This window comes from Plantibacter flavus (genome assembly GCF_002024505.1).
Classification (GTDB): Bacteria; Actinomycetota; Actinomycetes; order Actinomycetales; family Microbacteriaceae; genus Plantibacter; species Plantibacter flavus_A.
The window spans coordinates 561707-580507 of record NZ_CP019402.1; the positions used below are offsets into that span (position 1 = coordinate 561707).

General features: G+C 68.6%; 16 protein-coding genes and 1 tRNA gene. 11 read left to right on the plus strand and 6 right to left on the minus strand.

Going from position 1 to position 18801, the window contains the following annotated elements; translation table 11 throughout:
• Positions 1 to 123: 123 nt before the first annotated feature.
• Together BWO91_RS02620 and BWO91_RS02625 are read left to right on the plus strand one after the other, a co-directional pair.
• Complete coding sequence (locus BWO91_RS02620; protein ID WP_079001053.1) at positions 124 to 1593, plus strand: MFS transporter; 1470 nt, start codon at positions 124 to 126, stop codon at positions 1591 to 1593.
• The gene (locus BWO91_RS02625) at positions 1586 to 2590 is read left to right on the plus strand and encodes an alpha/beta hydrolase (RefSeq protein ID WP_079001055.1); all 1005 of its coding nucleotides are present in this window, start codon (positions 1586 to 1588) and stop codon (positions 2588 to 2590) included. The genes BWO91_RS02620 and BWO91_RS02625 overlap by 8 nt, the downstream gene beginning before the upstream one ends.
• Here the strand turns inward: BWO91_RS02625 and BWO91_RS02630 are convergent.
• Positions 2585 to 3406: a sulfite exporter TauE/SafE family protein gene (locus tag BWO91_RS02630; protein WP_079001056.1), complete on the minus strand. Its 822-nt coding sequence runs from the start codon at positions 3404 to 3406 to the stop codon at positions 2585 to 2587. The two genes, BWO91_RS02625 and BWO91_RS02630, sit on opposite strands and share 6 nt — an antisense overlap.
• 107 nt (positions 3407 to 3513) lie before the next feature.
• Here BWO91_RS02630 and BWO91_RS02635 point away from each other — a divergent pair, with 107 nt between their 5' ends.
• From BWO91_RS02635 to BWO91_RS02650, 4 genes are all read left to right on the plus strand, one after another.
• A complete protein-coding gene (locus tag BWO91_RS02635) occupies positions 3514 to 3795 on the plus strand; it encodes an ArsR/SmtB family transcription factor (protein ID WP_079001057.1) in 282 nt (93 codons plus the stop codon).
• A gap of 112 nt (positions 3796 to 3907) precedes the next feature.
• Positions 3908 to 4204, plus strand: a complete 297-nt coding sequence (locus BWO91_RS02640; RefSeq protein ID WP_079001058.1) for a hypothetical protein — start codon at positions 3908 to 3910, stop codon at positions 4202 to 4204.
• A 126-nt stretch (positions 4205 to 4330) separates the two neighbouring features.
• Positions 4331 to 4684: a hypothetical protein gene (locus BWO91_RS02645; RefSeq protein WP_079001060.1), complete on the plus strand. Its 354-nt coding sequence runs from the start codon at positions 4331 to 4333 to the stop codon at positions 4682 to 4684.
• 267 nt (positions 4685 to 4951) lie between these two features.
• Positions 4952 to 5404, plus strand: a complete 453-nt coding sequence (locus BWO91_RS02650; RefSeq protein ID WP_064295038.1) for a VOC family protein — start codon at positions 4952 to 4954, stop codon at positions 5402 to 5404.
• 72 nt (positions 5405 to 5476) lie between these two features.
• On the opposite strand, the gene BWO91_RS02655 is transcribed toward BWO91_RS02650, so the two are convergent.
• Positions 5477 to 5550, minus strand: a tRNA-Gly gene (locus tag BWO91_RS02655).
• Between the two features lie 274 nt (positions 5551 to 5824).
• On the opposite strand from BWO91_RS02655, the gene BWO91_RS02660 reads away from it, so the two are divergent.
• A complete protein-coding gene (locus tag BWO91_RS02660) occupies positions 5825 to 6916 on the plus strand; it encodes an alpha/beta fold hydrolase (protein ID WP_071261687.1) in 1092 nt (363 codons plus the stop codon).
• 233 nt (positions 6917 to 7149) lie between these two features.
• Here the strand turns inward: BWO91_RS02660 and BWO91_RS02665 are convergent, their stop codons facing one another.
• The 3 genes from BWO91_RS02665 to BWO91_RS02675 all read right to left on the minus strand — a co-directional run bounded on the left by BWO91_RS02665 (position 7150) and on the right by BWO91_RS02675 (position 11154).
• Positions 7150 to 8520 carry an LLM class flavin-dependent oxidoreductase gene (locus BWO91_RS02665; protein WP_071261688.1) on the minus strand — a complete coding sequence of 457 codons (1371 nt, stop codon included), beginning with the start codon at positions 8518 to 8520 and terminating at the stop codon, positions 7150 to 7152.
• A gap of 83 nt (positions 8521 to 8603) precedes the next feature.
• Complete coding sequence (locus BWO91_RS02670) at positions 8604 to 10028, minus strand: APC family permease (protein ID WP_079003811.1); 1425 nt, start codon at positions 10026 to 10028, stop codon at positions 8604 to 8606.
• An 88-nt stretch (positions 10029 to 10116) separates the two neighbouring features.
• Positions 10117 to 11154, minus strand: a complete 1038-nt coding sequence (locus tag BWO91_RS02675) for a LacI family DNA-binding transcriptional regulator (RefSeq protein WP_240555659.1) — start codon at positions 11152 to 11154, stop codon at positions 10117 to 10119.
• Positions 11155 to 11318: 164 nt separating this feature from the next.
• Between BWO91_RS02675 and BWO91_RS02680 the strand changes: the two genes are divergently transcribed.
• From BWO91_RS02680 to BWO91_RS02695, 4 genes are all read left to right on the plus strand, one after another.
• On the plus strand, positions 11319 to 12620 hold the full coding sequence (locus BWO91_RS02680) for an ABC transporter substrate-binding protein (protein ID WP_071261691.1): 1302 nt from the start codon (positions 11319 to 11321) through the stop codon (positions 12618 to 12620).
• A 69-nt stretch (positions 12621 to 12689) separates the two neighbouring features.
• Positions 12690 to 13574, plus strand: a complete 885-nt coding sequence (locus BWO91_RS02685) for a carbohydrate ABC transporter permease (RefSeq protein ID WP_071261693.1) — start codon at positions 12690 to 12692, stop codon at positions 13572 to 13574.
• Between the two features lie 4 nt (positions 13575 to 13578).
• Complete coding sequence (locus tag BWO91_RS02690; protein ID WP_071261694.1) at positions 13579 to 14493, plus strand: carbohydrate ABC transporter permease; 915 nt, start codon at positions 13579 to 13581, stop codon at positions 14491 to 14493.
• Positions 14494 to 14590: 97 nt separating this feature from the next.
• Complete coding sequence (locus tag BWO91_RS02695) at positions 14591 to 17278, plus strand: alpha-L-rhamnosidase (RefSeq protein WP_079001062.1); 2688 nt, start codon at positions 14591 to 14593, stop codon at positions 17276 to 17278.
• An 18-nt stretch (positions 17279 to 17296) separates the two neighbouring features.
• On the opposite strand, the gene BWO91_RS02700 is transcribed toward BWO91_RS02695, so the two are convergent.
• Positions 17297 to 18718 carry an HNH endonuclease signature motif containing protein gene (locus tag BWO91_RS02700; RefSeq protein WP_071261696.1) on the minus strand — a complete coding sequence of 474 codons (1422 nt, stop codon included), beginning with the start codon at positions 18716 to 18718 and terminating at the stop codon, positions 17297 to 17299.
• Positions 18719 to 18801 lie beyond the last annotated feature (83 nt).

The following is an 18801-nucleotide window of genomic DNA, read 5'->3' on the forward strand; positions in this document are numbered from 1 at the left end:
GCGACGACCGGCCAATGATGCGTTACTCTCGTCGCAGAGGGAAAAATCCCGTCGTGCTCCGGCCGACGGAAACGCGCACGCGGCTCGTGGGAGTCGTCACTTCTTCATCGAAGGAGTGCGCCCATGCCCGAACCCTCATCCTCCCCGATCGTCACAGCCTCGCCGCCACGTCTCCGCGACGCCTGGGTCGCGCTGGCCGGCCTCTCGGCCGTCTTCCTGTTCGAGATGCTCGACAACTCCGTCCTGAACGTCGCCCTCCCGACCATCGGTCGTGACCTCACGGCGTCCACCGCATCGTTGCAATGGGTCTCGGGCGCGTACTCGGTCGCGTTCGGTGGTCTGATGCTGCTGTTCGGCGCGGTCGCCGACCGGTTCGGCCGGCGCCGGGTCATGCTCGTCGGCCTGACGCTGCTCGCGGTCGTCAGCGTCCTGACCGTGTTCGTGGCCTCGGTGGAGCAGCTGATCGCCGTACGCGCGCTCATGGGTGTCGCTGCGGCGATGACGACCCCGGGATCCATGGCGCTGGCGTTCCGTCTGTTCGACCGGGACGACCTGCGTGTGCGTGCGCTGACCGTCATCTCGACCGCCGGACTGGTGGGCCTGGCCGCCGGCCCCACGATCGGTGGACTCGTGCTCGCCGTGGCGCCGTGGCAGGTGCTCATCGTCGCCAACGCCCCGATCGCAGTGATCGCCTGGATCGGGATCCGCGCCGGGATCGGTGCCGACGAGCGGTCGCACCTGCACCGTGACCGGATCGACGTGCTCGGCGCTGTACTCGGGACTGCGACCGTCGTCGGCGTCCTCGTCACCCCGACCCTGTTCGTCACCGGCACCGACGTCGCTGCGGGCTGGGGAACGGCAGCGGCAACGGTGACCGCCGCGATCGGCTTCGTGGTCAGGGAGCGCACCGCCCGCCAGCCGTTGCTGGATCTTCGTCTCGTGGCTCAGCCGCTCGTGGCCTCCGGCCTGGCGTACAAGGCTGCCGCCGGGCTGGCGATGGCCGGGCTGTCGTACCTGGCGACCCTGCAGCTGCAGTTCGCCTGGGGGTGGCCGCCGGCCCTGGCCGCTGTCGCGATGCTCCCGCAGGTCGTGGTGCTGTTGGCGGGCGGTCGCTTCGTCGGTCCGTTCGTGCACCGCGTCGGTCTCGATCGGGCGGCCTGGATGAGCGCCGCCGCCGTCGTGTCGGGGCTCGCCGTGTTCGCGCTCCTGAGCCGGTTCGGCTATCCGTGGGTCCTCGTCGCACTCGTCCTCGTGGCCGCCGGGATGCGGGTGGTCGGCGTCGTCGCCGGCAACAACGTCCTCCGCGGGCTTCCGGCGGACCGCACGTCCATCGGTGCGGCCCTGGTCGACACCGCGAGCGAGATCGCCACCGCTGTCGGGATCGCTGCGACCGGGACGATCCTCGCTGCGGTCGTCGGCGACGGTATCGCGACCGAGCACTTCACCCCGGCCCTCGTCGCGTCGTTCCAGCAAGCGGTCCTCATCGCGGGATCGACCATCACCGCCCTCGCTGCAGCCCTGGTGGCTGTCGGTGTCCTCCGTTCACATCACCTCCCATCTCAGCCCGCAACCCAGGAGCCTTCCCATGTCTGACCGCATGCCCCGTCCCCCGTTCGACCCCGAACTCGCCCCCTTCCTCGCCGCGCTCGAGGCGCGCGGGCCGTTCACCCTGACGACCGAGATGCTGCCGAGGATGCGCAGCCTCGACACGACCGAGGAGGCCCTCGACGAACGGCTGCGCTCGCGGGGGTTCGAGCGGCGCTCCCTCACGGTGCCCGGCCATCTCGGGGATCCGATCACGCTCGCGGTCATCCAGCGGATCGGGCGCTCGGGCGCGACGACGGCGGTCTACACGATCCACGGCGGCGGGATGATGTTCGGCCATCACCTCGGCAACCTCGAGTCCTACGACGACTGGCTCCTGAACGACCACGACGTGGTGCTCATCAGCGTCGACTACCGCCTCGCCCCCGAGTACCCCGACCCGTACCCGGTGGAGGACTGCTATGCCGGACTCGTCTGGGTCGCGGAGCACGCGGATGAACTCGGCATCGACCCGGACCGCATCGTGATCGCCGGGCAGAGCGCGGGTGCCGGGCTCGCCGCGGGGACCGCCCTGCTCGCCCGAGACCGCCGTGGGCCGGCCCTGTTCGGGCAGATCCTCGTCTCGCCGATGCTCGACGACCGCGATGCCACCGTGTCGACGATGCAGATCGACGGGGTCGGGGTCGCAGATCGGCAGATGACGCGGTTCGGCTGGGATGCCTATCTCGGACACCGTCGCGCCGGTGAGGACGTGTCCATGTACGCCGCCCCCGCGCGGGCTACCGACCTCGCCGGTCTTCCGCGCACCTACATCGACTGTGGTAGCGCCGAGGTGTTCCGAGACGAGACGGTCGCCTACGCCAGTGCGATGTGGGCGGCCGGCGGCGATGCCGAACTGCACGTGTGGCCGGGGGCGTTCCACGGCTTCACGAGCATGATGCCGGCCGCCGCCATCTCGCGGACCGCCATCGCGGCCCTGGGTGATTGGACGACACGGCTGCTCGGAACATCCGTCGACGAGGTCGCTGTGCCTGCTGCATCATGAACCGGTGAACTGCGTCACGGTGTCCCAGGCGAGCTTCACGATGAGGATGGACAGGGTCACCAGGAACACGATGCGCACGAAGCCGCTTCCGCGCTTCGTCGCCATGCGGGCGCCGATGAACCCGCCGGTGATGTTCATGACGGCCATGGCGAGACCGAGCGCGAGCAGGACCTCGCCGTGCACCCCGTACACGACGAGGGCGGCGAGGTTCGTGGTGAGGTTGGCGATCTTCGCGTTCACGCTGGCCTGCAGGAAGCCGTACCCCAGCACGCCGACGATGAGGATGACGAAGAATGAACCCGTTCCCGGTCCGAGGATGCCGTCGTAGAAGCCCACCAGCAGGCCGATCATCGCCGCCCGCCAGGCGACCGCGCTGGCACGGTCATGGCGGGGTTCGTGGTGCAGGCCCATGGTGGGCTTGAAGAGGGTGTACAGCGCCACGGCGATCACGGCGACGAGCACGACGGGCGTCAAGACGTCGCGAGGGACGTACCGCGACAACGCGGCACCGGCAGTCGATCCGGCGTAGGCCCCGGCGACGAGAGGCACCAGCAGCACGAGCTGCACCCTGATCTTGCGCAGGTACACCCAGCTCGCCGACAGGGTGCCGAAGAAGGACGACAGCTTGTTCGTGCCCAGGATGAACGGGGTCGCGACGTCGCTCGGAACGGCGATGACGAGCGCGGGCAGCTGGATCAGTCCACCGCCGCCGACGACCGCGTCGACCCAGCCGGCCACTCCCGCCGCGACGAGGAGGAGGACGAGCGCGGCCACCGAGACGGGGAGCCATTCGGCGATCAGCGGTCCATCGAGCACAGTCGCCCAGCCTAATCGTCAGGGTGACGATCCAGAGCGCGGACGTCGAACGGGGTCTTCGAGGGTTCAGACGATCCCGATGCATTCACATCTGCTTATATGTACAGATGAACGAGGATCTCGAACCTGCTGCCGAGTTGTTCAAAGCGCTGTCCTCTTCCTCGCGGTTGCGGTTGCTGCGCATCCTGGCCGGCGGCACATCCACGGTCGGTCAACTCGCCGAACAGAGCCGGTTGTCGCAGCCGTTGGTCTCGCAGCACCTGCGGACGCTGCGCTCGGCCGGCCTCGTCTCGGTGCAGCGGATCGGTCGAGAGGCGCACTACGACGTCGCTGACGTGCACGTCTCGCACATCGTCGACGATGCCGTGCAGCACGCGCTCGAGGGATAGCGAGAACCACTATCGATTAGGTGCATGTATTGCAATTCGCTTATGCGTGAGATGTACTGGTCAAGCGTCGCCGTCCATCGCGACACCTCATCTCCTCCTTCGAAAGGCAACCATGAGCACGACTGACATCCACGCCGAGCACTCCGTCACCGAGCACGAGCACGGAACGGATTGCGGCCACGAGGCCGTCCAGCACGACGACCACACCGACTACGTGCACGGCACGCACCACCACGCTCTGCACGACGGTCACTACGACGAGCACGAGAGTGTCGCCGAGCACACCGTCGCCGACCACGAGCACGGTGCGGCGTGCGGTCACGACGCCGTCGACCACGACGGTCACGTCGACTATCTGCACGACGGCCACCAGCACGCAGTACACGGCGAGCACTACGACGAGCACTGACCACTCGTCGTCGTACGACACACGAGGGGGCCGGCTTTCGAGTCGGCCCCCTCGTGCTATTGGTGGGCTGGCGTTCGGTCAGTCATCCGCCAGGCGTTGTTCCTCGGTGGCCGTTACGCTCGCTCCATGGAACCGGACTGGATCGAACATCGGCGCTCGGAGGATCGAGAGCGGCTGGGGTGGATGAAGCCTGTCGGTGAGGGGTTCGTCGTCATCGATCTCCTGGGGCGTCAGCGAACCGAGGCGCTGGATTGGTTCCATGCCGAGGAGGCGCTCGACGAGATCGGCATGAGCTATCTCGCCGACCCGCACGAGCTTCGTCTGGAGGACGGCTCCTGGTTGCGGGTTCGGATCGCAGAGGTCTCGACCTCCGGGATCCGGGTGAAGAAGGACGATTGGGGTGACATGACCGCCACGCAGCTGTACTACGAGGTGTCCTTCCCCGTGACCGAGGATCAGCTGCGACCACTGCCGCGCTGAGCGCGCATCGATACGGTGTCTCCCGCTCACTCACGACCAGAGGTCGACCGCGATCGTTCGTGGATGTGGTGTGCTTGAACGTCCGGTGGCTGCTGTACGCCACAGGTAGGCGTGAATCCATGCGCGGACGTTTCTTCGTGACCACACGCGCGCGCTGCTCAAGCCGCTTCGCGTCGGATGACTCTTGACGTCGTCGACCATCGTCGTCATCATTCGAAGGCGACCGACGGCAACGGACCGCCGGCACCCTCGAGAGAGACGGCCCCGATGTCCACCATGATCTTCGTCAATCTTCCCGTCAGCGACCTGCCACGGTCACGGGTGTTCTTCGAGGCACTCGGCTACTCGATCAATGAGGGGTTCAGCGACGAGAACGCCATCAGCGTGGTCATCAGCGACACGATCACGGCGATGTTGCTCACGCGGGAGTTCTTCGCGGAGTTCACGAGCAAGTCGATCATCGACGCCACCACCTCCACCGAGGTGCAGCTCGCGCTCAGCGCTGAGAGCAGAGCCGACGTCGATTCGATGTTCGAGCGGGCCATCGCGAGCGGGGCGACGCCTGCCGGCGAACAAGACCATGGCTTCATGTACTCGAAGAGCTTCGACGACCTCGACGGCCACCACTGGGACTTCGTCTGGATGGACCCGGAGGCGGCCGCCGGCGGTGCGCCGGAGATGACCGTTGAAGAGATGCGGGCGAACACGACACACAGCTGAGCGCGTCGGGGGAGGCGTCGCCGTCAGTCGCATCACCGAGCAGGGGTCTACGTCGAACTCCCGCACGGGAATTGGAGCGGATGACGGGAATCGAACCCGCGCTATCAGCTTGGGAAGCTGAAGTTCTACCATTGAACTACATCCGCGTGGCGCCGGAGCGTCCTGAGTAATCGTACATGACCCGGCGGGCCTCCGTTCGGTCCCTGAGCTCGTCGAAGGGTGGGGTGTCCTCGTGTGCCCTTCGACAGGCTCAGGGACCGGGGCGAGTGTTGGCTCAGGGACCGGGGTTCGGCTCAGGGACCGGGGTTGGGCTCAGGGATCAGGGATAGCTCAGCGACCGGGGTCGGCTCAGTGAGCCGGGGGTGCGCGGAGCTAGGCTGGTTCACCGTTCCCCGAGCGGGACGGGATCGAGGGTGTGACGTGAAGCGCAGTGCAGGTGTCGTCGTGGCCGGCCTCGCCACCGTTGCCGTCGCCGGGTTCGGGGTCGCGAGCGCGATGGTCGCCCGACGCGTCATCGGGGCCGGACGAGTGCACTACAGCGAGGTGTTGCCGACCTCGTCGCCGACGACCGTGCGGCTCGAACGGAACGCTGCCACCGCGCTGCCGGGACGGTACGGGCTCGAGTTCGACGACGGCTCGCGGGTCATCGTCGGACCGGTGATCGGCCGCGAGACGACCGACGGGTCCGTGATGCGAGCGGTCGTCAACGGCCAGGTTCCCGCTGGGACGACCCGTGCGCGGTTCACCGGGGCGGCTGTGACACCCGCGGACTTCGGGGTGGACGAGGCGCGCGTGCCGAGAACGCCGTCGGGGGCATGGCGGTTCGACGGCGATGCCGACAGCGCCCGACATGACGACACCTGGGTCGTGCACACCCACGGACTCGGGGCATCGCCACTGGCCACGCTTCGCTCGGTGCAGGCCGTGCGGCGGGCGGGTCTGCCGTCGCTCGTCACCTGCCTCGGGTCCGCGTTCGCCGAGCGTCGCTCCGGGGCTGACGCCACGGACGTCGACCGCGTCATCGCGGCCATCGACGACGCCGTGGTGCTCGGTGCTCGACGGGTGATCGTCTGCGGCTGGTCCTACGGCGCCGCCCTGAGCCTCGCGGCGGCACGCGAGCGACCAGAGGTGGTGCAGGGCGCGATCCTCATCTCGCCGATGCTCGGCCTCAGCGAGACGGTGCTGCACGCGGCCGAGGTCGCCGGCGTGCCGCGGATACTCGTGCGCTCGGCGCTCGCCGTGCTCTCGGCGCCGGTGCTGGCGCGATTCGCCGGGGTACGCGGCGCGGTTCCGGTCCGCGCGCTGTCCGCCGGGCCGATCGACGACCTGCCGACGCTCGCGATCCACTCGCCCGGCGACACGACGATCCCCGTGGAGCTCACGCGGGCCGTCGCTCGGCGGTCACCCTCGTTCGAGCTCGTCGAGGTCGACGCGGCACCGCACGGGTTGGAGTGGAACGTCGCGCCGGAGGCGTTCGAAGCGGCAGTGCGGGAGTGGCTCGACGCGCGCTGATCGGGTGAGGCTCGGTCCCTGAGCGAGGTGCTCCTCGGTCCCTGAGCTTGTCGAAGGGCGGGGTGTGTCCGTGGTGCCCTTCGACAGGCTCAGGGACCGAGATCATCGGCGGGTAGGACGGTTCGGTGGGGTGCGTGGTGCCCTTCGACAGGCTCAGGGACCGGGGTAGTTGGGGGAGCGGGGCGCTGTCGGTTGGGTGCGTGGTGCCCTTCGACAGGCTCAGGGACCGGGAGTCAGCTCGTGTAGCGGTAGCGGGCTCCGGTGTGCTCCTCGGGGAGACGGTCACCACGGCCGTGGAGCTTGTGGCGGAGGCTGCCCTCGACGTACTCCTCGGGGTAGGCGCCACGACGACGCAGCTCGGGGATGACGAACTCGACGATGTCCTCGAAGGTGCCGGGCGTGATCGCGTAGGCGAGGTTGAAGCCGTCGACGTCGGTCTCCTCCACCCACTCCTGCAGGGTGTCGGCGATCTCCGACGCACTGCCGACGATCCGCGGACCGAGCCCTCCGATCGCCCCCATGCGCGCGATGTCCTTCACCTTGAACTCGCCACCCTCCTCGTTGGCCGCCTGGTAGTTGGCGACCGCCGACTGGATGGCGTTGCTCTTCACGTTGCCGATCGGCTCCTCCGGGTCGTACTGCGACAGGTCGATGCCCATCCAGCCCGACATGAACACGAGCGCACCCTCCTGTGACGCGTACTGCAGGTAGTCCTCGTGCTTCGCCTGGGCCTTCTCGCTCGTCTCGTCGGTGATGATCGTCAGCAGCGTGTAGATCTTCGCCGAGTACCGGTCGCGACCGGCGGCCTCCAGGGCGTCACGGATGCGTCCGACTGTCGCTTTGAGCCCCGCCTTCGTCGACGCACCGACGAAGATCGCCTCCGCGTTGCCCGCGGCGAACTGGATGCCGCGCGGCGACGCACCGGCCTGGTAGATGACCGGCGTCCGCTGCGTGGACGGCTCGGACAAGTGGATGCCGGGCACCGTGTAGTGCTTGCCGAAGTGCCCGATCTCGTGGACCTTCGTCGGGTCGGTGAACACGCCCGTCTCGCGGTCGCGCACGACGGCGTCGTCCTCCCACGAGCCCTCCCACAGCTTGTAGAGGACCTCGAGGTACTCGTCGGCGACGTCGTACCGCTCGTCGTGCTCGAGCTGGTCGTCGTGCCCCATGTTGCGCGCCGCACTCGGCAGGTACCCGGTGACGACGTTCCAACCGACGCGCCCCTTCGTCAGGTGGTCGAGCGTCGACATGCGCCGCGCGAACGGGTACGGGTGCTCGTACGCGGTGCCGGCCGTGACGCCGAAGCCGAGGTGCTTCGTCACCGCTGCCATCGCCGACACGAGCAGGATCGGGTCGTTCACCGGCACCTGCGCGCCGTTGCGGATCGCGGCCTCGTTGCTGTCGCCGTAGACGTCGTAGGTGCCGAGGACGTCGGCGATGAAGATGCCGTCGAAGTTGCCGCGCTCAAGCAGCTGCGCCAGGTCCGTCCAGTAGGAGAGGTCCTTGTAGCTACTCGAGCGGTCGTCGGGATGACGCCACATCCCCGATGCCTGGTGGGCGACGCAGTTCATGTCGAAGGCGTTGAATCGGATCTGTCGGGTCATACGCACGATCCTGCATCACGAGTCCCGGACGTCGCCTGGCAATCGGCCTCTCCCGTAACAGGGCGTCATCTAGGCCCCGGACATCACCTCTGCGACGTGTCCTCCGCTGCGATCGCCTCGGCGTACTCCTCGTCGCTGAGGGCGCCGACCGTCGAGTGCCGGCGTCCGTACCCGAGGTAGAGCGCCGCGCCAACGAGCATCCAGATGAGGAACACGATCCAGGTCGTCCCGCCGAGCGACACCATGAGCCCGAGGCACATGACGATGCCGAGCGCGGGGACCACCGGGAACAGCGGGACGGAATAGCTGCGGTCGAGGTCGGGGCGTAGGCGACGCAGCAGGATGACCGAGAGGTTCACGAGGGCGAACGCGAACAGTGTGCCGATGCTCGTGGCGTCGGCGAGTTCGCCGAGGGGGATGAGGGCGGCGACCACCGCGACGACCGCACCGACGATGACGGTCCCGGCGACGGGCGTCCCGCTGCGGCGACCGACGCGCGAGAACACCCGCGGCACCATGCCGTCCTGCGCCATCCGGTACAGGATGCGCGTCTGCCCGTAGTAGACGGTGAGAACCACACTCGCGATCGCGATGACCGCGCCGATGGAGAAGAAGAGCGCGACGATCGGCTGCCCGGTGATCTCGGTGAGGATGCCGACGAACGCCGACTCGTCGTCCGCGAAGGCGGTCCACGGCCGGGCGCCGATCGCGGCGATGGCGACGAGGATGTAGACGGCGGTGACGATCACCATCGACAGGATGATCGCGCGCGGCAGGTCGCGTCGCGGGTTCGTCGCCTCATCGCCGGCGGTCGATGCCGCATCGAACCCGATGTAGGAGAAGAACAGCCTGCTGGAGGCTGCCGCGACACCGGCGACACCCATCGGTGCGAGCGGTTCGAAGTTGCCGAGGGAGAACGCCGAGAACGCGATGACGACGAAGACGAGCAGCACGGCGAGCTTCACGAACACCATAATCGTGTTCGCCCAGGCGCTGTCCTTCGCGCCGCGGACGAGCAGCAGCATCGCGAGCAGGACGAGGGCCGCGGCCGGCAGGTTGATCAGTCCGTCGGCGACGCCGATCGGGTTCGCGAGTGCCGGCGGCAGTCCCAGGCCGAAGACCGCGAGCGCTTCGTTCACGTACTGCCCGGCACCGACGGCGACCGCGGCGACGGAGACCCCGTACTCGAGCACGAGGCACCACCCGCACACCCAGGCGACGCCCTCACCCATGGTCGCGTAGGCGTAGGAGTAGCTGGATCCGGAGACCGGCACCGACCCGGCCATCTCGGCGTAGGACAGGGCCGACAGCAGTGCTGCGAGCCCGGCGACCGCGAACGCGATCCAGACGGCGGGTCCGGCGAGCGGGACGGCGGTGCCGAGGACGACGAAGATGCCGGTGCCGAGCGTCGCGCCGACGCTGATCATCGTGAGCTGCCAGACGCCGAGCGAACGGCGGAGCGACGTCCCGGATTCGGCGGGATCCGTCCCGAGTCGGACGAGCGGCATGCGCCGGCGCAGCTGCACGAGGAGCGGGAGTCGGCGATCAGTCACGGGTATCCATGGTAACCGCGGAGATCGGCGGAGCTTGCCGCGGTCACCGCACCGAGCTGCGCCGGACGACGAGTTCCGGCTTGAGCACGACCGTGCGGTGCTCGTGCGTCGCCGGCTCGTCGACCTCCTCGGCGAGCAGTCCGGCTGCGATCACGCCCATCTCCCGACCGGGCTGCGCGATCGTCGTCACCGGGACGGCACTCTCGGCGGCGTAGTGGTTGTCGTCGTACCCGGTGACGGCGATGTCGTCGGGGACGCTGATCCCGGCGGTGACGAGGTGCTCGATGCACCCGACGGCCAGTGAGTCCGCGGCGCAGACGATCGCGTCGGGCCGATCCGTGGCCGCGCGGTCGGCCAGCTGCTCACCGAGGATGCGGCCGACCCTGGTGGTGAGGCTGTGGGTTTCCGCGACCTCGAGCTCGACGCCGGCGTGCTCGGACACGGCGCGTCGCACGCCCGCGAGCCGGTCGGCGACGGCGTGCAGGTGGAGCGGTCCGCCGGCGTACAGCAGCCTGCTCCGTCCGAGTCCGATGAGGTGGCTCGCCGCGAGGTAGCCGCCGAACTCCTCGTCGACGATGACGCCGCAGGACTGCGCGGGATCGCCCGGCCAGTTCACGAACACCACCGGGCGGCCGTGACTGCGCACACGGGCCGCGCCCCGCTGTTCGCCGTCGAGTGGAGCGAGGATGATGCCGCGCACGCGGGTCTCGTCGAACAGGTCGAGGTAGTCGTTCTGGCGCTGGAGGTCGACGTCGCTGTTGGCGAGGAGGAGTTTCAGCCCGGCTTCCGCCGCTGCGGACTCGATCCCGCGCGCGATGTCGACGAAGAACGAGTTCCCGATGTCGACGAGCACGGCGCCGACGGTGTTGCCGGTCCCTTTCGCGAGTGTGCGGGCTGCGTCGTTGGGGACGAAGGCGAGGGCGTCGACCGCGGCGGCGACCTTCTCGCGCGTCGCGTCACTGAGCAGGTGGGGTCGGTTGAAGAAGTTCGACACGGTGCCGTGGGACACTCCCGCGCGCTCAGCGACGTCGCCCATGCGCGAGTCGCCCTGCTGCCCGCGCCGCGCTCTCGCTTCCGACATCTTCGCCCACCCTCGTCGTGATCCGCGTCGATCGGTGAATCGTTACCGATTCCACCTTGCGGATCGAGGCCAGTTTACCTAGTCTCATCACTTGACGCGCATCAATTGATGCGCGTCAACAACACACGGCACCGCTCGGGGCCTGCATTCAAGGAGGAATCGCAATGACACGACCCATGCGCCGGAAAGCCGTCCTGGCTCCGCTGGCCGCCAGCGCCGGAGCGCTCGCTCTCGTCCTCACCGGTTGCGGTGGCGGCGGTGGCTCGACCACGGCGACCTCGTTCACCTACCTCATCAACTCCGAGAACACGATGATCCCGGGGCAGATCACGGCCCTCAGCGAGAACCAGTGCAAGGCCGAGAACACGGCCCTGCCGCTCAAGGTGGAGACGGTCCCGCAGACGAACCTCGACCAGAAGCTCCAGTTGCTCGCCGGGCAGAACTCCCTCCCCGTCATGTACGCGGCGGGTAACGCGCCCGATCTCACCAAGACGCTCGACGGCTCCGGCAACGTGGTCGACTTCGAGCAGGCCCTCACCGACCTCGACGCGCTCGACGACATCGAGCCCGCGGCGATCAGCACCATCAAGGCGCTCTACGGCGGCAAGTTCAACGTGCTGCCCTACCAGTACAACATCGAGGGGATCTGGTACAACAAGCAGATCTTCGCCGACGCCGGCGTCGAGATCCCGCAGACGTGGGATGAGCTGGTCACCGCGGCCGACACCATCTCGAAGACGGGCGTCACCCCGTTCTCCGCGTCCGGGGAGCAGGGCTGGCCGCTCACCCGTCTCGTCGGCGACTACCTCTTCCGCGACCTCGGCGCCGACGCGCTCCAAAAGGTCGCCGACGGCGATGCGAAGCTCACCGACCCCGAGTACGTCGAGGCGGCAGCTGCCGTCGCCGACCTCGGCGCGAAGGGCTACTTCGGACAGGGCGTCGGATCGATCGACTACGACACGGCCGCGCAGCAGTTCCTCACTGGCAAGGCCGCGATGTTCTACATGGGCAGCTGGATCCTCGAGTCGATGAACGACGAGACGGCGAACCAGATCGGCATCGACAACGTCGGCTTCATGCCGTTCCCGGCCGTCGAGGGCGGCAAGGGGTCGATCGACGAGTACCCGGCGAACGTCGGCCTGCCGACGACCATGAACGCCAAGCTCTACGACGACAAGGTCGGCGACTGGCTCGGCTGCATCGCCGAGAACTACGGCAGTGCGGCGCTCCAGGATCAGGGGACCATCTCGGGCTTCAAGACGAACACTGAGGTGACCGGCGTCGCTCCGCTCACGCAGGAGATCCAGACGACGATCTCCGAGTCGACGTCGAGTGTGCTCTGGTTCGAGGCGCTGTTCTCAACGAAGGCGACGACCACCAGCCAGACGAACGCCGCACAGCTCGTGACCGGGGCCATCAGCCCCGAGGAGTTCATGCAGCTCGTCCAGGCGGACCTCGACAATTGACCCGCGGCGGGCGGCGACCTCGCGCCGTCGCCCGCCTCCAACCGCGGCTGCACACGGAAGTGACATGACATGAAACACGTACTCGGTGACAAGCGGGCGATCGCGATCCTGCTCGGTCCCGCCCTCCTCGTCTACACCCTGGTGATGCTCGTCCCCGTCATCTGGTCGCTCGGCTACACGGTCTTCGAAGGCAACGCCATCACCGGCTTCACGTTCGTGGGCGTGGACAACTTCGTGCGCGCGGCCGGCGATCCGAAGGTCTGGGACGCGGTCCTCTTCACGGTCAAGTACGCGCTGGTCGTCACGATCGGGCAGGTGTTCATCGGGTACCTGATGTCGCTCCTGTACGTGTTCGTCCTGAAGCGCTCGTCCGGAATCATCCGCACACTCGTGTTCTTCCCGGTCGTCCTGCCGACCGTCGCGGTCGCGCTCCTCTTCCAGAAGATGTTCGAGGTGGCACCCTCCACCGGGGTCGTCAACACGGTCATCACCAGCTTCGGTGGTGACTCCGTCGACTGGTTCGGCAGTGGCGCGAACGCCTTCCTCGTGATCGCGATCATGGACATCTGGCGCTCCATCGGCTTCTACGGGGTCCTGTTGTACGCGGGCATCGTCGAGATCCCCGAGGACACGCTGGAATCCGCCCGCCTCGACGGAGCGACCGGCTGGAGCCTCGTGCGCCACATCGTCATCCCGTTGTCGCTCCCCGTCCTGTTGTCGGCGATCATCTTCAGCATCAACGGCACCCTCAAGGTCTTCGACTCGATCATCGCGCTCACGAACGGCGGCCCGGGCAACGCGACGAGCCCCCTGACGCTGTACATGTTCCAGACGTCCTTCTCCTACGGCGAGTACGGCTACGGCAGCACCATCGCCCTGCTGCTGACGATCATCTGCCTCGTCGTGACCGTGTTCATCTTCCGTTCCTCGCGTCGCGACCTCACGAAAGCCTGAGCCGATGACCTCCAGCACCCTGCCCGCCACCGCGGTTCCCACGAAGACCCCCGAGCGCCGACCGCGCGTCTCACCCGGCGCCCGGCGCTTCCGCCGCGGACTGGTCAAACTGCCCCTGAACGTCCTCGTCGCGGTCATCCTCGTCATCACGATCTATCCGCTGTTCTGGCTGGTGATCAGCTCGTTCAAGACGAACGACGAGTTCATCAACGGTGACGCCTTCGCCCTGCCGTCCTCGATCGCCTGGGACAACTACATCGAAGCGTGGACCACCGGCAACATGGGCCAGTACCTCACGAACAGCGCGCTCGCGGTGTTCCCGGCGCTCGCGCTCATCATCGTCCTCGGGACCGCCGCCGGCTTCGCCCTCGAGGTCATGGTGTGGAAGGGCCGGAACGGCGTCCTGCTGGCGTTCCTCGTCGGCATCATGGTGCCGGGGCAGATGATCCTGCTGCCGCTGTTCACCGTCTACTTCCAGACCGGGCTCTCCGGCACGCTCTGGCCGCTCATCATCACCTACACCGCGATCGGCCTGCCGCTCACGGTGTTCATGATGGCGACCTTCTTCCGGGCGATTCCGCGCGAGGTCTTCGAAGCGTCGACCCTCGACGGCGCGAGCATCATCCGCTCGTTCTTCGTCATCGGGTTCCCGATGGTCCGGAACGGGATCTTCACGATCGCCCTCGTGCAGTTCTTCTTCATCTGGAACGACCTGCTCATCGCGCTGACCTTCACGAACAGCTCCGACCTCCGCACGATCCAGGTCGGGCTGCTCAACTTCACCGGCGAGTTCGGGGCCACGCAGTACGGTCCGCTGTTCGCAGCCATCTGCATCAACGTGTTCGGCACCCTCGTGCTCTACCTCGTGCTGAACCAGCGGGTGATGAAGGGGCTCACGGCGGGCTCCGTCAAGGGCTGATCCCTCAATCGCCGCCGTCCCCAGCGCCCTCGATCGCGCTTCCCACCACTCCGCTCACCCGGGTCCGTTCCGACCGGGAGAAAGGCTATGTCTCGCCATGACCACCTCCATCACCGCCACCACCGCCGACCAGGCCGGTCGGCCTCCTGCTGCCGCCGCCGAGCAGGTCACCGTGACCGCGCCACGTTTCGAGCACCTCCGTGAGCCGCTCGGCATCGGCGTCGCCTCGCCGCGGTTGTCCTGGAAGCTCACCGCTCCGTCCGGCTTCGAACCGTCCGCGTACCAGGTCGAGGCGGTGCGCGCCGGCAGCCGCAGGGAGGCGGAGCCGGTCGTGTCCTCCGAGCAGGTGCTCGTCGACTGGCCGTTCGAACCGCTCGCGTCGCGTGAGGCGGCCGTGGTGCGGATCCGGGTCCAGGATCGTGACGGTGCGTGGTCGGCGTGGAGCGAGTCGGCGACCGTTGAGGCCGGCCTGCTGGAGCCGTCCGACTGGTCGGCGGCGCCGGTGGGCGGCGCGTGGGAGGAGGACCCGGAGGCCGAACGGCGACCGTCACTCGTCCGTCGGGAGTTCTCGCTGCCGGACGACGTCGTCTCCGCCCGCCTCTATGTGACCGCCCACGGGCTCGCCGAGGTCGAGATCAACGGGAGCCGTATCGGGGCGGACGCCCTGGCGCCGGACTGGACCGTCTACGGCGAGCGCCTCACGTACCGCACCTACGACGTCCTCGACGCGCTGCGGGCGGGTGGGAACGCGATCGGGGCCTGGCTCGGTGACGGCTGGTACCGCGGCCGCATCGGCTTCCACGGCGGGTATCCCAACCTGTACGGGGCCGACCTGTCGCTCATCGCGCAGCTCGAGGTGACGCACGCCGACGGCACGTGCACGACGATCGCCACCGACGCCGACTGGACGGCCGGGTTCGGGCCGATCCTCCGCAGCAACCTCTACTTCGGCGAGCACTACGACGCGCGTGAGGAGGTGGCCGGGTGGTCGCTTCCGGGGTTCGACGGTGAGGGCTTCTCTCCCGTCGCCGTCGGGTCGCGCGACACCGGGACACTGGTGGCGCCGCAGGGGCCGCCGGTCCGGAACACGCAGATCGTCTTGCCGGTGGAGGTGACCACCTCGCCCTCGGGCGCCACGGTGCTCGACTTCGGGCAGAACCTCGTTGGTCGCCTCCGCATCCGGGTCTCCGGAGCGCGCGGGACGACCGTGCAGCTCCGCCATGCGGAGGTCATGCAGGACGGCGAGATCTACACCCGTCCGCTGCGTGGTGCCCTCGCGACCGACCGGTACACGCTGCGTGGTCCGGCATCCGACGCCGATGCCGCCGATGGCACCGATGGCCCGGATCACGTCGAGGTCTGGGAGCCGCGCTTCACGTTCCACGGATTCCGGTACGCCGAGATCACGGGATGGCCGGGCGCGTTCGATCCGTCGGACGTCGAGGCGCTCGTCTACCACAGCGACATGGAGCGCACGGGGTGGTTCGAATCGTCCGACCCGCTGCTCGACCGGTTGCACGAGAACGTGGTCTGGGGGATGCGTGGCAACTTCGTCGGCCTACCGACCGATTGCCCGCAGCGCGACGAGCGACTCGGCTGGACCGGAGACATCCAGGTGTTCGCCCCGACGGCGTCGTTCCTCTATGACTGCGCGGGGTTCCTGGGCGGGTGGCTGCGGGACGTGGAGGCGGAGCAGCTCGACGACGGGACCATCCCCTGGTACGTCCCGGTCATCCCCGGTGGCAGTGAGTGGACGCCGATCCGGCCGGGCGCGGTGTGGGGCGACGTCGCCGTCCTGACGCCGTGGACCCTGTTCGAACGGTTCGGAGACCGTGGGGTGCTCGCGACGCAGTACGAGAGCGCGAAGCGGTGGGTGGACCTCGTCGACCGTCTCGCAGGGCCCGGCCATCTGTGGAACACGGGCTTCCAGCTCGGCGACTGGCTCGACCCGGCTGCACCCCCGAACGATCCAGCCGATGCCGCGACCGACCGCTACCTCGTCGCGACCGCGTACTTCGCGTGGTCGGCGAAGCGACTGGGAGAGACGGCGGCCGAACTCGGACTGACGGCTGACGCCGAGCACTACGGGCGGCTCGCGGCAGCGGTCCGGGACGCCTTCGCCGCGGAGTACGTGCTCGACTCGGGCGAGCTGACGAGCGATGCGCAGACGGCGTACTCGTTGGCACTGGAGTTCGGACTGTTCCCGACTCCGGAGCAGCGGGGCTGGGCGGGTCGTCGGCTCGCCGAGCTCGTCGCCGCGGCCGGCAACCGCATCGCGACCGGCTTCGCGGGGACACCGCTCATCACGGACGCGTTGACCGACAGCGGCCACCTGTCGACCGCCTACGACCTGTTGTTCGAGGACGAGTGCCCGTCGTGGTTGTACACGGTGAAGCAGGGCGGCACGACGATCTGGGAGCGCTGGGACAGCCTCCGTCCGGACGGGACCGTGAACCCCGGCGGGATGACGTCGTTCAACCACTACGCCCTCGGGGCCGTCGCCGACTGGATGCACCGAACCATCGGTGGGCTCACGAGTGTCGCGCCGGGGTACCGTCGGGTGCGGATCGCGCCTCGACCCGATCCGCGGCTGACGTCGGCGGCGGTCGCGCATGAGTCGCCCTACGGTCGCATCAGTGTGTCCTGGCGGGTCGCCGGTGAGACGTTGGAGGTCGCCGTGGTCGTGCCCGTCGGCGTCACCGCTGAGATCGCCCTCCCCGGTGCGGAGGAGCAGGTGGTCGCGCACGGTGAGCACCGGTTCGTGGTGCCGGTCGTCACCGACTGAGCCCGGGGTCGCCCAGGCTCACCCGGTCTCGGCGAGCTCGGGTCTCGTCTCGTGTCGTCGGCCGTCGGGTGTGGTCCAGGTGAGGATGCCGCCGGGGTGGTGCTCGAGGTTCCAACCCGGCAGGTGTTTCAGCCGGTGATGATGTCGACAGAGACAGGCCAGATTGTCGACAGCTGTCGTGCCGCCGTCCTGCCAGGCGATCGAGTGGTCGAGGTCGCAGCTCCGGGCGGCCCGTCCGCAGCCCGGTGCCCGACACGTGGTGTCTCGCAGGCGGACGGCGCGCGCCAGGTCTGCCGGTACCCGGTACTGCTCGCGCCCGACGGACACGACGGCTCCCGTTTCCGGTTGGGTGAGGATGCGGGTCATGGAGGGGGCCGTGACGGCGAGTCGGGCGGCGGTGTCGGGGTCGATCGGGCCGTAGCCGTCGAGCACGCCGGGTTCGTCGGTGATGCCGAGGGTGGACAGGGCCGGGACGGTCATCTGGACGGTGGCCCGGATGCGGGCCTCGATGCCGACGGGCTCGGCGAGTAGGGGGTCGGCCCGGGCGGCGACCGCCTCTTCGACGATCCTGGCGGCGTCGTCGAGCGGCGCGGAACCGGGGAGCCACGTGAACGTCCCGGTCGTCTCCGGGTCGACCGGGATGGGACCGACGTCGTCGTGCACCGTTCCGGCGACGGCGAGCGACGCGAGGGCGTCGGCACGCAGCTGAGCGAGCGTGCGGGTGTCGCCGGCGATCCGCGCCGGGACCGCGACGGCGTCGAGGCGGTTCCTGATCGCGTGCGCCAGCGGGGCGGTGGTGAACAGGTGCAGCCAGGCCATGCCGTCGGCCGCAGCCTCGAGCTCGACACGGCGCTCGGTGATCGAGCGCGTGCGCCGGGCGGTGATCGATTCGGGGTGCAGTCGTTCCCGTACGACCCTCGCGCGCTGCCGGAGGCGTGCGGTCGTCGATCGGAGGGCGACGGGCAGCACCTGCTCCAGGAACACCGCGCGGCCCTCCGCCGGGACGTCGCGGAGTTGGTCGGTGATCGCGCGGGCGTGACCGCCGCTGATGGAACCCTGCGCGAGCGCCTCGAGCACGACGGGTGCGTGGTGGACGAGCGCCTCGGCGTCGCCGACCCGCGCCTGGAGCGTCGGCTCGGACATCCTCGTGGCGATCGCGAGCGACGCGCACATCGACCGCCTCGCGAGGTCGCGGGCGTCGGTCGAGGTGGTGCTCGCGGAGACGAGCGCTGACGCGGTCGCATCGGCGTAGGAGAAGGCCTCGGCCAGCAGCTGCGCCTCCTCGGCGTCGAGCGCCGCGCGGCGCCGGGCGAGGTCGACGAAGCGGTCGGTGAACGACGCCATCCGAGCGGCGAACACATCGCTCGGGTGTTCCGGGTGCTCCGGATACCCCGAGCGCTCGTGCACCTCGGGGCCCTCGAACGTGGCGGTCTCGGTCATGACTCCAGTCCAACATGGACCACTGACATTCGAGATGATCACGAGGATCCGGGCCGCTCTGACCCGCCCATCGCCTCGCACAG